We start from the raw sequence: 21,246 nt of genomic DNA on the forward strand, positions 1-21,246 counted from the left end.
TCGTTGATCCATTTTGTTCCAACATGAGCCTTGGCCTTCACCGTTTGGGGAATCATTACGCCCTTTCGGAGTCGGAACATTGCTCGCCAACCCGGCAGACATGGCTGGCCGTTGGTTCTTTGATTTGTTTTTCGGCGAGGGTTGCTCGTGATTGTTAGTCCCTGTAAAGCTCCAAGAACCCCGGGCAAGCGCCTGCGTAGCGCCATGCTGGCGGGGTCTGCACTGATATGCCTGCTGAGCGCGGGCCAGATCTGGGCCTTTGGCCTGGACGACGTGGCCGCCAAGGCAAAGGATCTTGCCGGGCAGAAATTCGAGGCACCCAAAAGCAATCTGCCGGCCGAATTTCGTGACATGAAGTTCGCTGATTACCAGAAAATTCGCTTTCTGAACGAAAAAGCCGAGTGGGCGGGCGACAAGACCCCCTTCAAGCTGTCGTTCTACCACCAGGGCATGCACTTCGACGTGCCGGTTAAAATCAACGAGGTCGCCAACGACAAGGTCGAGGAAATCAAGTACGACCCGGCTCGTTTCGATTTCGGCGACCTGAAGTTCGACCCCAAGTCCACCGAGAAGCTGGGCTACGCGGGGTTCCGCGTGATGTACCCACTGAACAAGGCCGACAAGCAGGACGAAGTGATGACCCTGCTGGGTGCCAGCTACTTCCGCGTTGTCGGCAAGGGCCACACCTATGGCCTGTCGGCCCGTGGCCTGGCGATCGACACTGCACTGCCGTCGGGTGAAGAATTCCCGCGTTTCACCGAGTTCTGGATCGAGAAGCCCAACGCCACCGACAAGCAGCTGGTGATCTACGCGCTGCTGGACTCGCCGCGCTCCACCGGCGCCTACAAGCTGACCCTGCGCCCAGGCGACGACACCGTCGTGGACGTCAAGTCCAAGGTGTTCCTGCGTGACCACGTCAGCCGCCTGGGCATCGCCCCGCTGACCAGCATGTTCCTGTTCGGCTCCAACCAGCCGTCCAAGGTGCTCAACTACCGTCACGAGCTGCACGACTCCACTGGCTTGTCGATCCATGCCGGCAACGACGAGTGGATCTGGCGCCCGCTGAACAACCCCAAGCACCTGGCCGTGAGCAGCTTCACCGTCGAGAACCCGAAAGGTTTCGGCCTGCTGCAGCGTGGCCGTGAGTTCGGCCGCTACGAAGACCTGGACGACCGCTACGACAAGCGCCCAAGCGCCTGGGTAGAACCCAAGGGCGACTGGGGCAAGGGCACCGTCGACCTGGTCGAGATTCCGACGGCCGACGAAACAAACGACAACATCGTTGCGTTCTGGAACCCGGAAAAACTGCCGGAGCCCGGCCAGGCGCTGGACCACGACTACCGTCTGGTCTGGACCTCCAACGAAGACCAGCTGCACTCGCCCGAAACCGCCTGGGTCAAGCAGACCCTGCGCTCTACCGGCGACGTCAAGCAGTCCAACCTGATTCGCCAGCCTGACGGCAGCGTGGCGTTCCTGATCGACTTCACCGGGCCGGTGCTCGCCGCCCTGCCCGAAGACGCCCAGGTTCGCAGCCAGGTGAGCGTTGGCGACAACGCCGACCTGGTGGAAAACAACCTGCGCTACAACCCCGAGACCAAAGGCTGGCGCCTGACGCTGCGCCTGAAGGTCAAGGACCCGAAACAGTCGGTGGAAATGCGTGCCGCACTGGTCAAGGACGCACCACTGCCGCCAGCCAAGCCGGCTGAGCCTGTGAAGGAAGAAAAGCCTGTCGCCAAGCACGCCAAGGCCAACGCCAAGCATGCCAAGGCAGACAAGGCCGCCGAGCAGCCGGCCACCGCGGCTGCGCCCACCCCCGAGGAGCCGGCCAAGCCCGATCAGGTGCTGACCGAAACCTGGAGCTACCAGTTGCCTTCCGATGAGTAATTCACACACTCGGCCAGAATCGCTCGGCGAATACCTGGCCCACCTGCCCCTGAGCGAGGAGCAGCGCGCGGAACTCGCCCGCTGCAACTCGTTCAGCGAGCTGCATGAATACCTCTCCGCGCAGCCGACGGACGAGTCGCGCGAGGCCGCCCAGGCCTCGGTCGGCCGCCGGCTGACACTCAACAGCGCCGCCGAAATGGAAGAGGCCGAGATGTTGTCGGTCGACCAGGACGGCCGCGTGCGGTTGAAGGCGACCCCGCCCATCAACCGTACGCGGGTGGTGCCGGAACCCTGGCGCACCAACGTACTGGTGCGCATGTGGCGCCGTGTCACCGGGCAGAAGAGAGCGCCGGAGCCGACCAGCGACAAGCGTGAACTGCCGAAGGCGCGCTGGCGCTGGGTTGGCTCTATGCGCCGCTATATCCTGCTGGCGCTCATGCTGGGGCAGACCATCGTTGCCGGTTACTACATGAAAGGCATCCTGCCCTACCAGGGCTGGTCGTTCGTGGACCTGGACGAAGTCATCCACCAGCCGGTGGCCCTGACTGCCCAGCAAGTATTGCCGTACGTGCTGCAGACCAGCATCCTGATTCTGTTCGGTATCCTGTTCTGCTGGGTGTCGGCTGGTTTCTGGACGGCCCTGATGGGCTTCCTGGAACTGCTGACCGGGCGTGACAAGTACCGCATTTCCGGCGCCAGTGCCGGTAACGAGCCGATCGAACCGGGCGCCCGCACCGCGCTGGTGATGCCTATCTGCAACGAAGACGTGCCCCGGGTATTCGCCGGCCTGCGTGCTACCTTCGAGTCGGTGGCCGCCACGGGTGACCTGGACCGCTTCGACTTCTTCGTGCTGTCGGACACCAACGACACCGACATCGCCGTGGCCGAGCAACAAGCCTGGCTGGAGGTGTGCCGCGAGGCCAAGGGCTTCGGCAAGATCTTCTACCGCCGCCGCCGTCGCCGCGTGAAACGCAAGAGCGGCAACCTCGACGACTTCTGCCGTCGCTGGGGCAGTGACTACCGCTACATGGTGGTGCTGGACGCCGACAGCGTCATGAGCGGCGAATGCCTGACCAGCCTGGTGCGCCTGATGGAGGCTACCCCGGATGCCGGCATCATCCAGACTGCGCCGAAAGCCTCGGGCATGGACACCCTGTATGCGCGTATGCAGCAGTTCGCTACCCGCGTGTATGGCCCGCTGTTCACCGCCGGCCTGCACTTCTGGCAGCTGGGTGAGTCCCACTACTGGGGTCACAACGCCATCATCCGCATGAAGCCCTTCATCGAGCACTGCGCCCTGGCGCCGTTGCCGGGCAAAGGGGCGTTCGCCGGTGCCATCCTGTCTCACGACTTCGTCGAAGCCGCGCTGATGCGCCGTGCCGGCTGGGGTGTGTGGATCGCCTATGACCTGCCGGGCAGCTATGAAGAACTGCCGCCCAACCTGCTGGATGAACTCAAGCGCGACCGTCGCTGGTGCCACGGCAACCTGATGAACTTCCGCCTGTTCCTGGTCAAGGGCATGCACCCGGTGCACCGCGCGGTGTTCCTGACGGGGGTCATGTCTTACCTGTCAGCGCCGTTGTGGTTCTTCTTCCTGGTGCTGTCTACCGCGCTGCTGGCGGTCAACACCCTGCTGGAACCGGCCTACTTCCTGGAACCACGGCAGCTGTACCCGCTGTGGCCACAGTGGCATCCGGAAAAAGCCGTGGCGCTGTTCTCCACCACCATCGTGCTGTTGTTCCTGCCCAAGTTGCTGAGCATCATCCTGATCTGGGCCAAGGGCGCGAAAGAGTACGGTGGCCGTATCAAGGTCACCCTCTCGATGCTGCTGGAGATGCTGTTCTCCATGTTGCTGGCGCCGGTGCGCATGCTGTTCCACACCCGTTTCGTGCTGGCCGCGTTCCTGGGCTGGGCCGCGACCTGGAACTCGCCGCAGCGTGACGACGACTCTACCCCGTGGAGCGAAGCGGTGCGCCGCCATGGCCCGCAGACCCTGCTGGGCTTCCTGTGGGCGCTGCTGGTGTGCTGGTTGAACCCCAGCTTCCTGTGGTGGCTGACCCCTATCGTCGGTTCGCTGATGCTGTCGATCCCGGTGTCGGTGATCTCCAGCCGCACCAACCTGGGCCTGAGCGCTCGCGACGAGAAGCTGTTCCTGATTCCCGAGGAGTACGACACGCCTCAGGAGCTGATCTCCACCGATCAGTACACCCATGAGAACCGCTGGCACGCGCTCAAGGACGGTTTCGTCCGCGCCGTGGTAGACCCGCAGCAGAACGCCCTGGCTTGCGCCCTGGCCACTGCACGGCACCATTCGGTACCCGCGGTGGAAGCCATGCGTGAAGAGCGCGTACGCAAGGCACTGACCGTCGGGCCGCAGAAACTGGACGGCAACACCCGTCTGCATCTGCTGAGCGACCCGGTTGCCCTGGCTCGCCTGCATGCACTGGTTTGGGGCGAGAACAACGAAGCGTGGCTGGGCGCCTGGCGCCAGTCGCTGGAAGCGGACCCGCATTCGCCGCTGTTGCCACTGCACCCGCAGTCTTCCACCCCGCCAGCCCTGGCGAACGCCTGATTCCGGGCCCCCGAGCGGTGTGCTCGGGGGCTTTGGAAACCTCCTGAAACATTGCCAACGGTCACTTTCTGTCGATCTTTGCGCATTAAATCCCGCATCAGCACTTGTACTACCGGACGAGTACGTTAGGATCGCACCCCGAAATGGTGCGTCCGCGACGCGTGGCGCCCTGAATTGCCACGCGCGGGCACGTTGTGCGCGTTAGTTAGGGGACTTGGTGTGATGAAGAAGTATCTGTCGATGCTGCTGCTGGGCGTCATGGCGCTGGGCGCAGTCGGTTCCGCCCAGGCGGGTGCCATCGATGAAGCGGTCAAGCGCGGTACCTTGCGGGTGGGCATGGACCCCACCTACATGCCGTTCGAAATGACCGACAAGCGCGGCGAGATCATCGGCTTCGAAGTGGACCTGCTCAAGGCCATGGCCAAGTCCATGGGCGTCAAGCTGGAACTGGTGTCCACCAGCCTGGACGGTATCATTCCGGCCCTGCTGACCGACAAGTTCGACATGATCGGCAGCGGCCTGACCCTGACCCAGGAACGCAACCTGCGCATCAACTTCAGCGACCCCTTCATCGTGGTCGGCCAGACCCTGCTGATCCGCAAGGACCTGCAAGACAAGATCAAGTCCTACAAGGACCTCAACGACCCCCAGTACCGCCTGACCTCCAAGGTGGGTACCACCGGCGAGATGGTCTCGCGCAAGCTGATGGCCAAGGCCCAGTACCACGGCTATGACAACGAACAGGAAGCGGTGATGGACGTGGTCAACGGCAAGGCGGATGCCTTCGTCTACGACTCGCCCTACAACGTCGTGGCCGTGGACAAGGCCGGCAATGGCAAGCTGCTGTTCCTGGACAAGCCGTTCACCTACGAGCCGCTGGCCTTTGGCCTGAAGAAGGGCGACTACGACAGCCTGAACTTCATCAACAACTTCCTGCGCCAGGCCCACGAAGACGGCTCTTACGATCGCATCCACGACAAGTGGTTCAAGAGCACCAAGTGGCTCCAGGACATGGAATAACCCCCTTCGTCCTTGTCTGACACCAACGCGCGGGCATGCCCGCGCGTTCGCATTTACGGAACGCAGTAGTGATCAAACACAAGAAAGCCCAGTGGCCCTGGCATGGGCTGACGGCGCTGGTCCTGGTGGGCCTGGCTGTCGCCCTGTTTTACGCGACGTCGCTGATCTCCTATGAGTGGCGCTGGAACCGCGTGCCCCAGTACTTTGCCTACCAGGCCGAAGACGTGCAGCGCGCCGCTGGCAACGGCACCGTCGAAGCCGTCGATGCCCAAGGCAAGATGGCCCGGGTGACGCTCAAGGATGAGGACGGCGACCAGCAAGTGCTCAGCGTGGCCCAGGACAGTGTGAGAGTGTCCCAGGGCGACGATGTCTCCGAAGGTGACCCGGTAGGCGTTACCCGCCATTGGGCGGCGGGGCCGCTGGCGTGGGGCCTGTGGGCTACGGTGTGGATTTCGGTGGTGTCGGGCGTTATCGGCCTGTTCATCGGGCTGGTGGCCGGCTTGTGCCGGTTGTCCAGCAACCCCACCCTGCGCGACCTGTCCACGGTGTATGTGGAACTGGTGCGCGGCACCCCCTTGCTGGTGCAACTGTTCATTTTCTACTTCTTCATTGGCACTGTGCTCAACCTGTCCCGGGAATTCGCCGGGGTAGCGGCGCTGTCGCTGTTCACCGGTGCCTATGTCGCTGAGATCGTCCGGGCCGGGGTGCAGTCCATCGCCCGTGGCCAGGGCGAGGCGGCACGGTCCCTGGGCCTGAGTGCTGGCCAGTCCATGCGCCATGTGATCCTGCCCCAGGCCTTCAAGCGCGTGCTGCCGCCACTGGCCGGGCAGTTCATCAGCCTGGTCAAGGACACTTCCCTGGTTTCGGTCATTTCCATCACCGAGCTGACCAAGAGCGGCCGCGAAGCCATCACCACCTCGTTTTCCACCTTCGAGATCTGGTTCTGCGTGGCGGCCCTGTATTTGCTGATCAACCTGCCGCTGTCGCACCTTGCCAGCCGGCTTGAGCGGAGGCTTGCACAAAGTGATTGAAGTACGTGATCTGGTGAAAGTCTTCGACACCCGTGGCCACGTGGTAAGGGCCGTGGACCATGTGACCACGCAAGTGGCCAAGGGCGAAGTGCTGGTAGTGGTAGGGCCGTCGGGTTCGGGCAAGTCGACCTTCCTGCGTTGTTTGAACGGCCTGGAGCAGTTCGACGACGGCACGGTGAGCATCGACGGACTGTCGCTGGCCGACCCGAAAACCGACATCAACGCCTACCGGCGTGAAGTGGGCATGGTGTTCCAGCACTTTAACCTGTTTCCGCACATGACGGTGTTGGAGAACCTGTGCCTGGCGCAGAAGATCGTGCGCAAGCGCAGCAAGAAAGAGCGTGAGCAGAAGGCCCTGGCGTTGCTCGATAAAGTGGGTATTGGCCAGAAGGCCAACGAGTACCCATCACGCCTGTCCGGCGGCCAGCAACAGCGCGTGGCCATCGCCCGTGCCCTGGCCATGGACCCCAAGGTCATGCTGTTTGACGAGCCCACCTCGGCGCTGGACCCGGAGATGGTCGGCGAGGTACTGGACGTCATGAAGACCCTGGCCCTGGAAGGCATGACCATGATCTGCGTCACCCACGAAATGGGCTTCGCCCGCGAAGTGGCGCATAGGGTGCTGTTCTTCGACCACGGCAAACTGCTGGAAGACTCGCCGCCCGAGCAGTTCTTCACCGAACCCAAAGACCCCCGCGCCCAGGCCTTCCTGCGCCAAGTGCTCTGACTACGCGCGGCGCCCCCAGGTCCGCTACTACGCAGTCCGTGTAGCAGCGGACCCGGCCGCGTCCTAGCCGCCGCGTAAAGCCAGGCGTACCGAGTCGCCACATTCCCGAGCTTCGCCCTATCCTCCAGGGCGGACGCCTCTCACACCCTGAACCGCCCCACCAGCCCCTGCAAATGAGTACCCAGGCGCGCCAGTTCGATACTGGACGCAGCGGTTTCTTCACTGGCGGCGGAGGTTTGATCCGACACATCGCGCACGGTCATCACGCTGCGATTGATCTCTTCAGCCACGGCGCTCTGCTGCTCGGCCGCCGCAGCGATCTGCTGGTTCATGTTCTGGATGGTCGATACCGTGCGGGTGATGCTTTCCAGTGAGCTGCCCGCGCGGCGGCTCAGTTCCACGCTGCTCTCGGTCAGGGTGCGGCTGTTGTCCATCACCGTGGCCACCTGTTGGGTGCCGCTTTGCAGCCCGGCGATCAACTGCTCGATTTCCTCGGTGGACTTCTGCGTGCGCTGGGCCAGGCTGCGCACTTCGTCGGCGACGACGGCGAAGCCGCGCCCAGCCTCGCCGGCGCGGGCGGCCTCAATGGCGGCGTTGAGGGCCAGCAGGTTGGTCTGCTGGGCGACGGACTTGATCACGTCCAGCACGCCACCGATCTTGTCGCTTTCGCGCTTGAGCTGCCCCATGGCTTCGGTGGAGTGGCCCACTTCGGCCGCCAGGCGCTCGATCTGCTCGATGGCCTCGCTCACTACCCGGTCACCCTCCCGAGCCTGCTGGTCGGCCGCCACGGCGGCTTCGCTGGCGTGTTCGGCGTTGCGGGCCACTTCCTGCACGGTGGCGGCCATCTGGTTCATGGCGGTGGCCACCTGATCGGTTTCCACTTTCTGGCTGGTGACACCGGCGCTGGTCTGCTCCGTCACCGCTGAAAGCTCTTCGGCGGCGCTGGCTAATTGGGTAATGCCGTCGCTGATGCCGCCGATCAGCGTACGCAGGCCCACGGTCATGCGTTGCAGGCTGTTCTGCAGTTGACCCAGCTCGTCACGGCGGTCGACGCTGTGGTCATGGCTGAGATCGCCAGCGGCTACCTCATCCATGATCGTCAGGGTGGCCTGCAACGGGCGAACGATCTGCCGGGTAATGGCAAAACCGGCCAGCAGGCTGAAGACCACCGCCATGATTGCGGCAACGCTTAGCCATAACCGGGCATTGGCCGCATCGGCATCGCGTTTGCTGGTTTGGGATTTGCTCAGCTCGTCGCTCATGTCCAGCAGCACGCTGCCGGCATCGCCCAAGCGTTTGAACAGGGCGGTGTTGTCGCTACTGCCGGTTTTCTGCACCTGCTCCAGTTGGTCCAATGCCTGGCGATACTGGCGGGCGGCTTCAATCTGGCGGTCGACGCGGCTCAAGTCTTCGGGGTCTGTCAGCTGCTGGCGTGCGGTGGCCAGCTGGCGATCCAGGCTATTGAGCACGTCCAGCAGTTTGTCGGTGGTGGCGGCCTGCGTCGCGACCTGAAGGCGGGTGATACGCAGGTCACGGGTCAGGTCACCCACGTGGGCGATGGTATTGAGCTTGTCGCCCCTGCTGATCAAGGCATCGAGGCCGGTCCAGCCGGTGCTGGTGGTCAGCAGGGCCATGAGCAGGACCAGGCCGAAGCCCAGTATCAGTTTGCGCCGAACACTGATATGTCCAAGGTGGTATTGCATCCAACGGTACATGCGCTTGCACTCCTAGCGAGCAGACAGGGCGTAATGCCTTAGCGTGACCTTGTATCGGCTTGGTGCAAAGGTTCTGTAATACCGTGGATCGGACTTTTCCGGGCCCTGGGCGCCTAGAACAAACGGGCGAGCAGGGCGGTGACGGCGGTTTCGACGCGCAGGATGCGCTCGCCCAGTTGTACCGGGCGCAAGCCGGCCTTGGCCAGCAGGTCGACCTCGTAGGGGATCCAGCCACCCTCGGGGCCGATGGCCAGGGTTACCGGTTCCTGCAGGGCGCGCGGGCAGGGTGGGTAGTTGCCGGGGTGGCCGACCAGTCCCAGGGTGCCATCGGTGATAGCGGGCAGGCGGTCTTCGACGAAAGGCTTGAAGCGCTTTTCGATGATGATCTCGGGGAGCACCGTGTCGCGGGCCTGCTCCAGCCCCAGCACCAGGTTTTCGCGGATGGCCTCCGGCTGCAGAAACGGTGTCTGCCAGAAGCTTTTCTCCACGCGGTAGCTGTTGACCAGAATCACCTTGGCAACGCCCATGGTGGCCACGGTCTGAAACACCCGGCGCAGCATTTTCGGGCGCGGCAGGGCCAGTACCAGGGTCAGCGGCAGTTTGGCTGGCGGTGCCTGGTCCAGTACCACCTGCAGTTCCGCTTCGCGGGTCTCCAGGCGCACCACCTCGGCCCGGCCCATCAGCCCGCCGATGCGCCCCACGCGCACACTGTCGCCCACGGCCACGCCATGGACTTCCTGCATGTGGGTCAGGCGGCGATCGCGCAGGATCACCCGGTCGGCCGCGGTGAAGTCGGCCTCCTCAAGCAGTAACAGGTTCACGGCAAGGTTGCTGGCGGCTGGTCGTCTTTGTCGCTGGTTTCTTCAGCGTCGCCACGCTTGCTCACCAGGCCGCCGAACAGCACGCCGATCTCGAACAGCAGCCACATGGGCACTGCCAACAGCGTCTGCGAGAAGATATCGGGCGGGGTAAGAATCATGCCGACCACGAAGCAGCCGATGATCACGTAGGGGCGCATCTTCTTCAGCTGCGCCACGTCGACCACGCCGATCCATACCAGCAACACCACGGCCACCGGGATCTCGAAGGCCACGCCGAAGGCGAAGAACAGGGTCATGACGAAATCGAGGTAGCTGGTGATGTCGGTCATCATCTCCACGCCAGCCGGGGTGGCGGCGGCGAAGAACTTGAAGATCAGCGGGAAGACCAGGAAATACGCAAAGGCCATGCCGCAGTAGAACAGCAGGATGCTGGACACCAGCAACGGTACCGCGACGCGCTTTTCATGCTTGTACAAGCCGGGGGCGATGAAGCCCCAGATCTGGTGCAGGATCACCGGGATGGCCAGGAACAGCGAGACCATCATGGTCAGCTTCAGCGGCGTGAGGAAAGGCGAGGACACGTCGGTGGCGATCATCGTCGCCCCGGCCGGCAGGTACTGGCGCAGCGGAATGGAGACGAAGGTGTAGATCTGCTGGGTAAAGGCGAACAGGCCGGCGAAGATGATGAAAATCGCGGCTACGCAGCGCAGCAGTCGGGTACGCAACTCGGTAAGGTGCGAGACCAGCGGCATGGGCTGGTCGTTTTCGGGAATATTGCTCATGGGGCTCGCGGCGGCTGTGTCGGATCGTGAGGCGGGGTGTGCTCGCCGGGAACTTGCTCGGGTATCGGCTGCCCGGCCGCGGGGGCATGCCCGGGCTGCGCGGTGTGGCTATCGCGGCCCAGGTCGGCGCCCGCGGGGGGCGGGGGCGTTTCGATGGTTGCGGCCGAGGGCTGCGGCTGTGCAGGCGCGGGGTTGATCGCCTGCTGCATCGGGTTCAGGATCTTTCTGGCTTCCTGCTCCAGCGACATGATGTGCTCGTTGTGCAGTTGCCGACGAATCTCGTCGGCGCCGATTTCACGCTCCACTTCCGCCTTGATGGCATTGAAGCTGCGCTTGAGCCGGCCTACCCACAAGCCTGCGGTGCGCGCGGCGCCTGGCAGGCGCTCGGGGCCGAGCACGAGCAGGGCTACCAGGCCTACCAGAAGCAATTCGCTGAAGCTGATCCCGAACATGACTTAGTCTTTCCTGATCGGCTCTTCGACCTTCTGGGCCGTGGCGTCGATGGTGTGTGGCTGGCTCAGGGGCGAAGTGGCCTGGGGGTGAACGGGCTGGGCAGGCGGTACCGGCTGCTCGGCGGGCTTGTCGTCATCGTTCATGGCCTTGCGAAAGCCCTTGATCGACTCACCGACGTCGGTGCCCAGGTTTTTCAGCTTCTTGGTACCGAATACCAGTACCACGACGATCAGGATGACAATCCAGTGTTTCCAGTCAAAGAGACCCATGGGGCAATTCCTCGTTCAAATACGTTATGAAGGCTGGCGCGCGGCTTTTTCGGCGTGGCCAGACAGCCCGAAACGGCGGTCCAGTTCGTCCAGGACGGCCTGCGGGTGTTGGCCCAGCGCAGCCAGCATCACCAGGCTATGGAACCACAGATCGGCGGTTTCATAGATGACATCGCTGTAATCTCCGCTGATGGCGGCGTCCTTGGCGGCGATGATGGTCTCCACGGACTCTTCGCCGACCTTTTCCAGAATCTTGTTCAGGCCCTTGTGGTACAGGCTGGCGACGTAGGAGCTGTCGGGCTCGGCGCCTTTGCGCGACTCCAGCACTTCGGCGAGTCGGGTCAGGGTGTCATTCATGGCTGTGTCCTGCCTGGTAGATGGCCTTCGGGTCCTTGAGCACGGGGTCGACGGTTTTCCATTCGCCGTTTTCGTGGACGCGATAGAAGCAGCTCTGACGACCAGTATGGCAGGCAATGTCGCCTACTTGTTCGACCATCAGGATGATGACGTCGGCGTCGCAGTCCAGGCGCATTTCGTGCAGGTGCTGCACGTGGCCGGAGTCCTCGCCCTTGCGCCACAGCTTGCCGCGCGAGCGCGACCAGTAGATGGCGCGGTTCTCGGCCGCGGTCAGGGCCAGGGCCTCGCGGTTCATCCAGGCCATCATCAGCACGCGCCCGGTCTTGTGATCCTGGGCGATGGCCGGTACAAGGCCATCGCTGTTCCAGTTGATCTCGTCCAGCCAGTCTTTCATTTTTGACTCCGACAACGAGTTCGACTCGCTCGAACTCCTCTCTAGTGTGCCAGCCTCATGGGCGGCTGGCTATCAACGCGCGACCAGGTAAAGGCCTGCGGCCAGCATCACCCAGGCCGGCCAGGCGGCCAGGGTGTCGATGGCACCGCCCGTGGCGGCCAGTGTGGCACCACCGGCCAGCAGCACGCCACCCACCACCCGCACCAGGCGCCGTTCGTTGGGCTGGCGCCACGGCGGCGAGGGGTCGCGGGCATGCGGTTGCGACATGCGTTCGAGCAGGTCGCGGGTCATGTTGGCCAGGTGGGGCAATTGCTCCACTTGCGATTGCACGTTATGGAACAGGTTCTTGGGGCTCATGCGCTCGCGCATCCAGCGTTCCAGGAACGGCTGGGCGGTGGTCCACAAGTCCAGGTCCGGGTAGAGCTGGCGGCCCAGGCCTTCGATGTTCAGCAGGGTTTTCTGCAGAAGAACAAGCTGCGGCTGCACTTCCATGTTGAAGCGCCGGGCGGTCTGGAACAGGCGCATCAGCACCTGGCCGAAGGAAATGTCCTTCAACGGCTTCTCGAAGATCGGCTCGCACACGGTACGGATCGCCGCTTCGAACTCGTTGAGCTTGGTTTCCGCCGGTACCCAGCCTGAGTCGATGTGCAATTGCGCTACACGCCGGTAGTCACGCTTGAAGAACGCAAACAGGTTGCGCGCCAGGTAATCCTGGTCTTCGGGCGTGAGGCTGCCGACGATGCCGCAGTCGATGGCGATGTATTTCGGGCTCCACGGCGCCACGGTGCTGATGAAGATGTTGCCTGGGTGCATGTCGGCGTGGAAGAAGCTGTCGCGGAACACCTGGGTGAAGAAGATCTCCACCCCGCGCTCTGCCAGCAGCTTCATGTCGGTACGCTGGTCGGCCAGGGTGGCCAGGTCAGTGACCTGGATGCCGTAGATGCGCTCCATCACCAGCACCTTTGGCCGGCACCAGTCCCAGTACACCTGGGGCACGTAGAGCATGTCCGAGTCTTCGAAGTTGCGCCGCAGCTGGCTGGAGTTGGCGGCTTCGCGCAGCAGGTCCAGTTCGTCGTAGATGGTCTTCTCGTAGTCGGCCACCACGTCCACCGGGTGCAGCAGGCGGGCGTCGGCGGAAAACTTTTCTGCCCAGCGCGCCAGCAGGAACAGCCACGCCAGGTCCTGGCCGATGATCGGCTTGAGGCCGGGGCGCACTACCTTGACGACGACTTCTTCACCCGTGCGCAGTTGCGCCGAATGCACCTGGGCCACCGAGGCAGACGCCAGCGGCTCGACATCGAAGCGGCTGAACACCTCGCTGATGGTCTTGCCCAGTTGCTCTTCGATCAGTTTCACCGCCTGTTGCGGGTCGAAGGGTGGCACCCGGTCCTGCAGCAGCATCAGTTCATCGGCGATGTCTTCAGGCAGCAGGTCGCGGCGGGTGGACAGCAGTTGGCCGAACTTGATGAAGATCGGCCCCAGGTCCTGCAAGGCCAGGCGCAGGGCAGCGCCACGGCTGAGCTCCAGGCGCTTGCGCGGCAACCAGCGCCAGGGCATGCCAAAGCGCGTGATGCGCAGGAACCACGGCAGGGGGAGGGCAAATAGCAAGTCATCGAGACGGTAGCGGATCACGACGCGCTGGATGCGCAACAAACGGCGGACGGCAAGCAGCTTCATGCGTTATCGCTGGAGTTGAGGGATCGGACGAGGCGCTCTAGGCGCGCTTCGAGGCGTTCGACATCGACTTTGAGTTCGTCGAGTTCGGCGAACCTGGCTTCGGCTTCATGCTTGCCCACCAGGGTTCGTGTTTCTTCGGCCAGGTACTCGGCCATGTTCTGGTTCACGCTGGCCACGCCTTTGCGTACCCAGCCGGCGTCGCGGCGCAGGTGGCTGCTGATCAATTGGCTGGCCACCGGGCCGAGCCAGCGTTGCAGCTCGTATTCCCAGTCCAGCTCCAGGTCCTGGAGCACGCCCACCAGCTCCAGCAGCACGCCGCTGTCGCCGCTCAGGTCGACCTGGGGGCTGTGCAGCACCGCGGGCTTGTCCTGGCTGACCGCCAGCTGTACCAGGCTGCTGGCCGGGGCCTGCAGCACGCAGTCGGCCGGCGCTGCCCATTGGCTGGCCAGCATCAGGCCTTCACCGCTGGGCAGGATGAACAGCTTCATGGCGGGCATCAGGCAATCGACTTCGATGACCTTGCCAGCCAGGCGCGCCAGCCGTGGCAGGGCGGTGCTGTCCAGGCGCAGCACACGGTTCAGGCCGTGTTCCGCGCTGGCGATCAGGCCGCTGTACAGCATCAGGGCTTGATGCCCCGGTGCAGGGCGACGATGCCTGAGGTCATGTTGTGGTAGGTAACGCGGTCGAAACCGGCCTGCACCATCATGGCCTTGAGGGTTTCCTGGTCGGGGTGCATGCGGATCGATTCGGCCAGGTAGCGGTAGCTTTCCGAGTCGTTGGTGATCAGCTTGCCAGCCAATGGCATGAAGGCGAACGAGTAGGCATCGTAGACCTTGGACATCAGCTTGTTGGTGGGCTTGGAGAACTCCAGCACCAGCAGGCGGCCGCCCGGCTTGAGCACCCGCAGCATGGAGGCAATGGCGTCTTCCTTGTGGGTGACGTTGCGCAGGCCGAACGCGATGGTCACGCAGTCGAAATAGTTGTCCGGGAACGGCAGCTTCTCGGCGTCGGCCTGGACGAACTTGACGTTGCCGGCCACGCCCAGGTCCAGCAGGCGGTCGCGGCCGACCTTGAGCATGGACTCGTTGATGTCGGCCAGCACCACTTCACCGGTGCTGCCCACCAGGTTGGAGAACTTGCGGGTCAGGTCGCCCGTGCCGCCGGCGATGTCCAGCACGCGGTTGCCGCTGCGCACGCCCGACAGTTCGATGGCGAAGCGTTTCCACAGCCGGTGCATGCCACCCGAAAGCACGTCGTTCATCAGGTCGTATTTGGCCGCTACCGAGTGGAACACCTCGGCGACCTTCTCGGCCTTCTTGCTTTCGGGCACATTCTTGTAGCCGAAGTGGGTGGTGGGTTCGGCATCGCTGGCTTTGCGCTGATCGGTCATATCGCTGTCACCGGAAAAAATTACTGGCCATTCTAATCCCCATGGCCGGCTTTGTCTTGGCAAGGCTGGGTTGCAGATGGCTTGGCGGGCCAACCGCGATACTATAGGCAGCATTATCACTTATTCGGGAAGGGTCGGATGACGCAAATCAGCGTTGAGCGCAAACACAGCCTGGGGCGCGAAGCGGCCCGGCAGAAAGCCGAGGTGCTGGTGGACGAACTAGCCAGGGAATACGACCTGCAGGCACGCTGGGACGGCGACACCGTGGAAGTGAAGCGCAGTGGTGCCAGTGGCACCATCCGCATCGACGATGACACCATTCGCGTGGACTTGAAGCTGGGCATGATGCTTTCGATCATGGGTTCGTCCATCAAGGGCGAGATCGAGAAGGCGCTGGACAAGGCCCTGGTGGCCTGACCGGCGCTCCCGCTGTTGCCGGAAAGAGGGACGCCGCGGGTTATTTCTGCACCACCGCAGTGCCGGTATCGGCTTTCGGCTCGAGGGTGGCGTAGTCGCGCAGGGCCTTGGGGTTGTACGGGTCGCCGATCAGGCGCGGGCGCACGACGAACTTGTCATTGACCAGGCTCTTGGTCGGGTCGAATTCGTTGAAGCTCAACCCGGCCATGTCCGCGAACGTATGAATCAGGTTCTGGCTGCTGTATGGCCGGTTGACGTCGCCCTGGAAGCCCCAGGCGTGGTCGGCCTTCCATTTCGGCGAGGCCCACGCCATGAACGGGATGGTGTACATCGCTGACGTCGGGTTGCCTTCGTTGCGCCCAAGGTTGGTGTGGTCCCCCGAGTCGTACACATCTTCACCGTGGTCGGACAGGTACAGCAAAAAGCCGTTGGGGTCTGCTGCCTGGAATTTCTTGATCAGGCTCGAAATCACGAAATCGTTGTACAGCACCGCGTTGTCGTAGTCGTTGTAGGTAGCCAGGCGCTCACCTGTGACAGACGGCGGTACGCCGACGTTGTCGGTGAACTTGGCGAACTCGGGCGGAAAGCGGTACTGGTAGCTCACGTGGGTGCCCAGCAAGTGAATGATGATTAACTTGCGTGGAGCACTGTCGCCCAGCACCTTGGCGAAGGGTTCGACCACGTCGCCGTCGTATTGCCGCGCGTTCTGGTTGCGGTTGTTGTTCAGGTACACCTGCTCGTCGGCCTGTTCGGAGAAAGTGGTGAGCATGGTGTTGCGCTTGGTCAGGGTCTGCTGGTTGGTGATCCAGTAGGTTTTGTAGCCTGCCTGTTTCATCATCTTCACGATCGACGGGGTCTTGAGGAACTGGTCCGGGTGTTCCTCGTCGGCGAACGTCAGTACCTGCTGCAGCGCTTCGATGGTGTAGGGGCGCGGGGTTACCACGTCGTTGAACACGCTCAACTGGTCGCGCATCTTCGACAGTTCAGGGTTGGTGTCACGGCCATAGCCATACAGGCTCATGTGCCCGCGGTTGGTGGACTCGCCGATCACCAGCACCAGGGTCGACGGCTGGCCAGCCATGGTGTCCTTGAGGTTGGTGAGGGGCGGGATCTTGGCATCCAGGGCCAGCATGTCCTGCATGCCGTCCAGCTGCTTGAGGTAGTTGCTGTAGCCGATCACCAACTGCCATGGCACGGCGGGTTCCATGCGCCCCTGGAACGACTCCATGCCGCTTTCGTAGCTGCCCTTCTTTTTTACCGCCTTGATCAACGGCCATACCACCAGCCCGAGGACCAGCGCCAGGCTGACCGCGATGGCCTTGGTGGTGTTGATGCGTACCGGCCGCAGGCGGGTCCAGATGAACACCGGCACGGCGGCATACAGCAGGAAGGTCGGCACCATCCACCACTGGAAGTACTGGCCCAGGTATTCGCTGGCTTCGGCGTTGTTGGACTCGAACATGATGAAGATCACGCTCTGGGAGAACTCCTGGTGGTAGACCAGGAAGTAGAACAGGCTCCCCAGCGAGCACAGGAACAGGGCGATACCGAGCACCGCGGCGATCAGTTTCGTGCGGGACGGGAACAGCAGCGCCGGAATCAGCCACAGGGCACTGAGGAAGAAGGCGTCGCGAAAGCCCTGGAAACCCGTGGTGCCGGCGAACTGGATCAGTGCCTGTGTAACGCCTGAGAAATACCAGAAGAATAGAAACAGCCAGCCAAGCCCTGCCCAATCGGTGCGGGTACGGCGTGGAACGGCGGAAGAGGCGGTGGTCATGGGCTTTCAACTCTCGACATCAGGCGCCTGGAGCCAGCACCCAAAAAACAAAGCGAACCGCATCCTACGAGGCAATGTGTGAGATTTATGTCAAAAGCATGTGCAAACAGGGTGAAGTGTCACCGGCACTTAGGGTGAGCATTCTAATTTTTGTCATTAATGTGTGCTCAGGCCCTGCGGTTGGGTGGGCGATCCTCCATTCTTTCCAAGCATGAGGTGCACCATGGCAAAAGCGATCCTGAAGAAAAAGGTCCAGGAACCGGCGGAGCATGCCGCCGGCGAAGTTCGTTCCTATGCGCGCAAGATCTGGCTGGCCGGTATCGGCGCCTACGCCAAGGCGGGCAAGGAAGGCGTCAGCTACATCAAGGAGCTGATCAAGACTGGCGAGGACGTCGAGAAATCCGGCAAGAAAAAGATCGACGCCGAGATCAAGGCCGCCAACACCGAAATCGCCGAAGTGAAGGGCGAGGTCAAAGCTGAGCTCAAGTCGGTGAAGGGCAAGGTGGAGCTGCAGCTCGACCGCATCGAAAGTGCATTCGATTCCCGCGTCGCCAGTGCCTTGAACCGCATCGGCATTCCATCTAAACATGATGTCGAGACACTCTCTGCTAAGCTCGATGAGCTGACGGCATTGCTCGAACGTGTCGCGCGTAAACAATAAGGAGAGCAGGATGGCTGGCAAGAAGAAGGTTGAGAAAGAAGGCAGCTCCTGGGTCGGCGAGGTTGAAAAATACTCCCGTCAGATCTGGCTGGCTGGTTTAGGCGCTTACTCCAAGATCAGCAATGACGGCAGTAAGCTTTTCGAGAACCTGGTCAAGGATGGCGAGAAGGCCGAGGAAGAGGCCAAGGCCGAGGTGGACAAGGGCGTGGACTCGGTCAAGTCAACCGCCAAGACCGCCAAGTCGCGGGTGGGTGAAGTGAAGGATCGCGCGCTGGGCAAGTGGGGCGAACTGGAAGAAGCGTTCGACAAGCGTCTCAACAGTGCCATCTCGCGCCTGGGTGTACCCAGCCGCCTGGAGGTCAAGCAACTGCACAGCAAGGTCGACACGCTGACCAAGCAGATCGAAAAGCTGACGGGGCAGTCGGTGACGCCGATCTCCAGCCGTTCGACCGCCACCAAAGCAGCTGCCAAGCCCGCGGCCAAACCGCTGGCTAAAGCTGCGGCCAAACCGGTAGCCAAGGCAGCCTCGGCAGCCAAGTCGGCCACTAAAACTGCGGCCAAGCCGGTCGCGGAGAAAACCGCCGCAGCCGCCAAGACCGCCACCAAGACAGCCACCAAGGCGGCAGCCAAGCCGGTCGCGGCGGCCAAAGCCGCAGCCAAGCCTGCTCCAAAGCCGGCGGCCAAGAAGCCGGCCGCCAAGAAGCCTGCCGCTGCCAAGCCGGCTACCCCGGCGGCCAGCGCAGCGCCTGCTGCTTCGGCGTCCACCGCCAACAGCGCCTCGCCATCGGCCCCTGCTGCCAGCAGCCCGTCGACCCCGGCCAGCGCACCGCAGTCCTGATTTCAGGTGCTGCCCACACGCCCGGCCCGCAACGGCCGGGCGTTTTTGTTTCTGCCGATGCACAGGCCTGCGGCGGGAGGGCTCAGCCTTCCAGGTAGCGCAGCGCCAGTTGCTCGGCTGCCTGGCGTGGTTCGGGGTGCAGGTGCGGGGCCACCAGCATCATGATCTGGTAAACCACTACGCCGACTTCGCCGTCGCGCCCCAGGATGCGCTGGTAATCCAGGGAAAATACCAGCGTGAGGGTGATCTGCTCCACCAGCTGGCCCAGCGCCTGGGTGTCGCTGGTCACCTGGCCCTGGGCCTTCAGGCTGGCCAGCAGCGAGGCCAGGGTGCGCTTGATGGCGTTGAGCAGGCTGCGCACGCCCCGCGCCAGCTTGGGCAGACGCCCGGCCAGGTTGGACAGGTCCTGGAACAGAAAGCGGTACTGGGCCATGCGCTCCACGATCAGGTGCAGGAAGAGCCAATAGTCTTCAGCCGTCAGTTGCACGTCCTCGGGCGGGTCGAGCAAGGGCGTGAGCTCATCCTCGAAACGCTCGAACAAGCCCAGTATCAGCGGCTCCTTGCCGTGGAAGTGGTAGTACAGGTTGCCAGGGCTGATGCCCATCTCATTGGCGATTTCCATGGTCGAGACATTGGGCTCGCCCTGCTGGTTGAACAACTGCAGGGCACATTCCAGGATACGGTCGCGGGTCTTCATCCGGTTGGTCGTCAGTCCTTGGGCCCTGAGGTCAGCGCACCAGCACGTAAGTGCCGGGCGCCGGGTCCAGGGTGGGGTAGTTGGCGTTGCCAAGGGCTGTCAGGGTTTCGCGCTGGGTGCCCGAGCGGGCCTGTATACAGTCCAGCCATTGCGGCCACCAGCTGCCCTCCACATGCTTGGCATCGTAGTACCAGGCCCGCGGGTCGCTGCTCAGTCGCGAGTTCTCGACGTAGGAGGCCTTCGGATTGCCGGGCGGGTTGAGAATGCTCTGCACGTGGCCTGCGTTGGACAGGATGAAACGCCGCTCCCCGCCCAGCAGCAGGGTGGAACGGTACACCGCGTCCCACGGCGTGATGTGGTCATTGATGCCGGCCACGCTGAAACTGTCCACCGTGACCTTGGACAGGTCGATGGGGGTGCCGCATACCTCCAGGCCTCCCGCGTGGGTCAGCGGGTTGTGCTTGAAGAAATCCAGCAGGTCGCCATGCAGCGCGGCGGGCAGACGAGTGTTGTCGTTGTTCCAGTACAAAACGTCGAACGCCGGCGGCGCCTTGCCGAGCAGGTAGTTGTTGACGAAGTAGTTCCAGATCAGGTCATTGGGGCGCATCCAGGCGAACACCCGCGCCATGTCGCGACCGTCCAGCACGCCATGCTGGTAGGAACGACGCTTGGCGGCCTCCAGCGCTTGTTCATCGGCGAACAGGGTGGCGGGGCTGTCGATTTCGCTGTCGAGCAGGCTCACCAGGTAAGTGGCGCTGGCCACGCGGCGCAACTGCCGTTTGGCTTGCAGCACGCCTTGCAGGGCGGCCATGGTCAACCCCCCGGCGCACGCGCCCATCAGGTTCACTTCCCGTGCGCCGGTGATGGCCCGGCAGACGTTGAGGGCTTCTTCCAGGGCTTGCACGTAGGTGGACAGGCCCCATTCGCGATGGCGCGGGTCCGGGTTGCGCCAACTGATGGTGAACACCTGGAGGCCGTTCTTCAGGGCGTATTGGACAAAGCTGTTGCCCGGGCTCAGATCGAAGATGTAGTACTTGTTGATCTGCGGCGGCACGATCAGCAATGGCTTGGCGTACTGCTTTTCGCTCATGGGCTTGTACTGGATCAGCTCCAGCAGTTCATTGCGAAACACCACGGCGCCTGGCGTGGTGGCAACCGTCTTGCCCACCTCGAAGGCTTCGCGGGTCACCTGGCGCGGCAGGCCATCGTTGTGCCGCAGGTCGTCCAGCAGGTGCCCAAGCCCCTTGAACAGGCTGGTGCCGCCAGAGTTGAACAGTTCCTTGAGCGCCAGGGGGTTGAGCAGCGAGTTGGTGGGCGACAGGGCGTCGTTGAGCAGGGTGAAGACGAAGTGGGCGCGAGCACGGTCATCGTCGGGCAGGCCGCTGTCGTCTATCCATGTCCTGACCTCCTTCTGCCAGCTCAGATAGGCCTGCAGCCCCCGGCGGTAGAAAGGGTTCAGGCTCCAGGTGGGGTCACTGAAACGGCTGTCCCGAGGGTTGGGCTGGTGCAGTGTGTCCCCCATCAGTACGCGGCCCAACTGGCTGCCCAGGGACAGAGCATGCCTGGCGGTGTGCAGCGGGTGCAGCAGACTGTGGCGGCCCAGGCTGCGCAAGGTGGAAACCAGGTCGCGACCCCGCAGGCCGGTGATCGCGCTCTGGGCGTTCATGAAGCTGGCGGCAGTCAGCGCCTGCCCCTTTGCTGGTTTGTCTTTCATGCGGCAACACTCCTTCGTCGAGCCTTCAACCAACACATCGGTACAAGCCC

General features: G+C 63.0%; 21 protein-coding genes. 8 read left to right on the forward strand and 13 right to left on the reverse strand.

The window, feature by feature from the left end; genetic code table 11:
- The first annotated feature begins 147 nt into the window (after positions 1-147).
- The 5 genes from HWQ56_RS02160 to HWQ56_RS02180 all read left to right on the forward strand — a co-directional run bounded on the left by HWQ56_RS02160 (position 148) and on the right by HWQ56_RS02180 (position 7,234).
- A complete protein-coding gene (locus HWQ56_RS02160) occupies positions 148-1,884 on the forward strand; it encodes a glucan biosynthesis protein G (protein ID WP_158156357.1) in 1,737 nt (578 codons plus the stop codon).
- A complete protein-coding gene (gene mdoH, locus HWQ56_RS02165) occupies positions 1,877-4,456 on the forward strand; it encodes a glucans biosynthesis glucosyltransferase MdoH (RefSeq protein WP_158156359.1) in 2,580 nt (859 codons plus the stop codon). The genes HWQ56_RS02160 and mdoH overlap by 8 nt, the downstream gene beginning before the upstream one ends.
- 222 nt (positions 4,457-4,678) lie before the next feature.
- Entirely contained in the window at positions 4,679-5,476 is a 798-nt protein-coding gene (locus tag HWQ56_RS02170; RefSeq protein WP_158156361.1) for a transporter substrate-binding domain-containing protein, read from the forward strand.
- 35 nt (positions 5,477-5,511) lie between these two features.
- On the forward strand, positions 5,512-6,507 hold the full coding sequence (locus HWQ56_RS02175; RefSeq protein WP_425331930.1) for an amino acid ABC transporter permease: 996 nt from the start codon (positions 5,512-5,514) through the stop codon (positions 6,505-6,507).
- Entirely contained in the window at positions 6,500-7,234 is a 735-nt protein-coding gene (locus tag HWQ56_RS02180; protein ID WP_176572325.1) for an amino acid ABC transporter ATP-binding protein, read from the forward strand. Before HWQ56_RS02175 ends, HWQ56_RS02180 begins: the two co-directional genes overlap by 8 nt.
- 140 nt (positions 7,235-7,374) lie before the next feature.
- Here HWQ56_RS02180 and HWQ56_RS02185 read toward each other — a convergent pair whose 3' ends face one another.
- From HWQ56_RS02185 to ubiE, 10 genes are all read right to left on the reverse strand, one after another.
- Complete coding sequence (locus HWQ56_RS02185; RefSeq protein ID WP_176569681.1) at positions 7,375-8,949, reverse strand: methyl-accepting chemotaxis protein; 1,575 nt, start codon at positions 8,947-8,949, stop codon at positions 7,375-7,377.
- Between the two features lie 113 nt (positions 8,950-9,062).
- A complete protein-coding gene (locus tag HWQ56_RS02190) occupies positions 9,063-9,770 on the reverse strand; it encodes a 16S rRNA (uracil(1498)-N(3))-methyltransferase (RefSeq protein WP_158156366.1) in 708 nt (235 codons plus the stop codon).
- A complete protein-coding gene (gene tatC, locus HWQ56_RS02195; RefSeq protein ID WP_158156368.1) occupies positions 9,767-10,552 on the reverse strand; it encodes a twin-arginine translocase subunit TatC in 786 nt (261 codons plus the stop codon). Before tatC ends, HWQ56_RS02190 begins: the two co-directional genes overlap by 4 nt.
- Positions 10,549-11,004 (reverse strand): Sec-independent protein translocase protein TatB, encoded by a 456-nt coding sequence (tatB, locus tag HWQ56_RS02200; RefSeq protein ID WP_158156370.1) that lies wholly within the window; start codon positions 11,002-11,004, stop codon positions 10,549-10,551. The genes tatC and tatB overlap by 4 nt, the downstream gene beginning before the upstream one ends.
- Before the next feature lie 3 nt (positions 11,005-11,007).
- Positions 11,008-11,274 carry a twin-arginine translocase TatA/TatE family subunit gene (locus tag HWQ56_RS02205; protein ID WP_158156372.1) on the reverse strand — a complete coding sequence of 89 codons (267 nt, stop codon included), beginning with the start codon at positions 11,272-11,274 and terminating at the stop codon, positions 11,008-11,010.
- Positions 11,275-11,298: 24 nt separating this feature from the next.
- A complete protein-coding gene (locus tag HWQ56_RS02210; RefSeq protein ID WP_176569682.1) occupies positions 11,299-11,631 on the reverse strand; it encodes a phosphoribosyl-ATP diphosphatase in 333 nt (110 codons plus the stop codon).
- Complete coding sequence (gene hisI, locus HWQ56_RS02215) at positions 11,624-12,025, reverse strand: phosphoribosyl-AMP cyclohydrolase (RefSeq protein ID WP_158156376.1); 402 nt, start codon at positions 12,023-12,025, stop codon at positions 11,624-11,626. Before hisI ends, HWQ56_RS02210 begins: the two co-directional genes overlap by 8 nt.
- 72 nt (positions 12,026-12,097) lie before the next feature.
- Positions 12,098-13,702, reverse strand: coding sequence for a ubiquinone biosynthesis regulatory protein kinase UbiB (gene ubiB, locus HWQ56_RS02220; protein ID WP_158156378.1), 1,605 nt, complete (start codon positions 13,700-13,702; stop codon positions 12,098-12,100).
- A complete protein-coding gene (locus HWQ56_RS02225; protein WP_158156380.1) occupies positions 13,699-14,322 on the reverse strand; it encodes a ubiquinone biosynthesis accessory factor UbiJ in 624 nt (207 codons plus the stop codon). The genes ubiB and HWQ56_RS02225 overlap by 4 nt, the downstream gene beginning before the upstream one ends.
- Positions 14,322-15,092: a bifunctional demethylmenaquinone methyltransferase/2-methoxy-6-polyprenyl-1,4-benzoquinol methylase UbiE gene (gene ubiE / locus HWQ56_RS02230; protein ID WP_158156382.1), complete on the reverse strand. Its 771-nt coding sequence runs from the start codon at positions 15,090-15,092 to the stop codon at positions 14,322-14,324. Before ubiE ends, HWQ56_RS02225 begins: the two co-directional genes overlap by 1 nt.
- A gap of 138 nt (positions 15,093-15,230) precedes the next feature.
- Here ubiE and HWQ56_RS02235 point away from each other — a divergent pair, with 138 nt between their 5' ends.
- A complete protein-coding gene (locus tag HWQ56_RS02235; RefSeq protein WP_176569683.1) occupies positions 15,231-15,509 on the forward strand; it encodes a polyhydroxyalkanoic acid system family protein in 279 nt (92 codons plus the stop codon).
- A gap of 40 nt (positions 15,510-15,549) precedes the next feature.
- Here the strand turns inward: HWQ56_RS02235 and cptA are convergent, their stop codons facing one another.
- A complete protein-coding gene (gene cptA, locus HWQ56_RS02240; RefSeq protein ID WP_176569684.1) occupies positions 15,550-17,286 on the reverse strand; it encodes a phosphoethanolamine transferase CptA in 1,737 nt (578 codons plus the stop codon).
- Between the two features lie 223 nt (positions 17,287-17,509).
- Between cptA and HWQ56_RS02245 the strand changes: the two genes are divergently transcribed.
- Together HWQ56_RS02245 and HWQ56_RS02250 are read left to right on the forward strand one after the other, a co-directional pair.
- On the forward strand, positions 17,510-17,947 hold the full coding sequence (locus HWQ56_RS02245; RefSeq protein ID WP_158156388.1) for a phasin family protein: 438 nt from the start codon (positions 17,510-17,512) through the stop codon (positions 17,945-17,947).
- 10 nt (positions 17,948-17,957) lie between these two features.
- Positions 17,958-18,785, forward strand: coding sequence for a phasin family protein (locus HWQ56_RS02250; protein ID WP_158156390.1), 828 nt, complete (start codon positions 17,958-17,960; stop codon positions 18,783-18,785).
- A gap of 82 nt (positions 18,786-18,867) precedes the next feature.
- Here the strand turns inward: HWQ56_RS02250 and HWQ56_RS02255 are convergent, their stop codons facing one another.
- Together HWQ56_RS02255 and phaC are read right to left on the reverse strand one after the other, a co-directional pair.
- Positions 18,868-19,482 carry a TetR/AcrR family transcriptional regulator gene (locus tag HWQ56_RS02255; protein WP_158156392.1) on the reverse strand — a complete coding sequence of 205 codons (615 nt, stop codon included), beginning with the start codon at positions 19,480-19,482 and terminating at the stop codon, positions 18,868-18,870.
- A gap of 31 nt (positions 19,483-19,513) precedes the next feature.
- Positions 19,514-21,196 carry a class II poly(R)-hydroxyalkanoic acid synthase gene (gene phaC / locus HWQ56_RS02260; protein WP_176569685.1) on the reverse strand — a complete coding sequence of 561 codons (1,683 nt, stop codon included), beginning with the start codon at positions 21,194-21,196 and terminating at the stop codon, positions 19,514-19,516.
- Between the last annotated feature and the right edge of the window lie 50 nt (positions 21,197-21,246).

This window comes from Pseudomonas eucalypticola (assembly GCF_013374995.1).
GTDB classification, from domain to species: Bacteria; Pseudomonadota; Gammaproteobacteria; order Pseudomonadales; family Pseudomonadaceae; genus Aquipseudomonas; species Aquipseudomonas eucalypticola.

Coding starts and splice junctions, on each gene's coding strand:
- mdoH (WP_158156359.1), top strand. CDS start 1,877: ATGAGTAATTCACACACTCGGCCAGAATCGCTCGGCGAATACCTGGCC.
- HWQ56_RS02170 (WP_158156361.1), top strand. CDS start 4,679: ATGAAGAAGTATCTGTCGATGCTGCTGCTGGGCGTCATGGCGCTGGGC.
- HWQ56_RS02175 (WP_425331930.1), top strand. CDS start 5,512: ATGCCCGCGCGTTCGCATTTACGGAACGCAGTAGTGATCAAACACAAG.
- HWQ56_RS02185 (WP_176569681.1), bottom strand. CDS start 8,949: ATGTACCGTTGGATGCAATACCACCTTGGACATATCAGTGTTCGGCGC.
- tatC (WP_158156368.1), bottom strand. CDS start 10,552: ATGAGCAATATTCCCGAAAACGACCAGCCCATGCCGCTGGTCTCGCAC.
- tatB (WP_158156370.1), bottom strand. CDS start 11,004: ATGTTCGGGATCAGCTTCAGCGAATTGCTTCTGGTAGGCCTGGTAGCC.
- HWQ56_RS02205 (WP_158156372.1), bottom strand. CDS start 11,274: ATGGGTCTCTTTGACTGGAAACACTGGATTGTCATCCTGATCGTCGTG.
- HWQ56_RS02210 (WP_176569682.1), bottom strand. CDS start 11,631: ATGAATGACACCCTGACCCGACTCGCCGAAGTGCTGGAGTCGCGCAAA.
- hisI (WP_158156376.1), bottom strand. CDS start 12,025: ATGAAAGACTGGCTGGACGAGATCAACTGGAACAGCGATGGCCTTGTA.
- ubiB (WP_158156378.1), bottom strand. CDS start 13,702: ATGAAGCTGCTTGCCGTCCGCCGTTTGTTGCGCATCCAGCGCGTCGTG.
- HWQ56_RS02225 (WP_158156380.1), bottom strand. CDS start 14,322: ATGCTGTACAGCGGCCTGATCGCCAGCGCGGAACACGGCCTGAACCGT.
- ubiE (WP_158156382.1), bottom strand. CDS start 15,092: ATGACCGATCAGCGCAAAGCCAGCGATGCCGAACCCACCACCCACTTC.
- HWQ56_RS02235 (WP_176569683.1), top strand. CDS start 15,231: ATGACGCAAATCAGCGTTGAGCGCAAACACAGCCTGGGGCGCGAAGCG.
- cptA (WP_176569684.1), bottom strand. CDS start 17,286: ATGACCACCGCCTCTTCCGCCGTTCCACGCCGTACCCGCACCGATTGG.
- HWQ56_RS02245 (WP_158156388.1), top strand. CDS start 17,510: ATGGCAAAAGCGATCCTGAAGAAAAAGGTCCAGGAACCGGCGGAGCAT.
- HWQ56_RS02250 (WP_158156390.1), top strand. CDS start 17,958: ATGGCTGGCAAGAAGAAGGTTGAGAAAGAAGGCAGCTCCTGGGTCGGC.
- HWQ56_RS02255 (WP_158156392.1), bottom strand. CDS start 19,482: ATGAAGACCCGCGACCGTATCCTGGAATGTGCCCTGCAGTTGTTCAAC.
- phaC (WP_176569685.1), bottom strand. CDS start 21,196: ATGAAAGACAAACCAGCAAAGGGGCAGGCGCTGACTGCCGCCAGCTTC.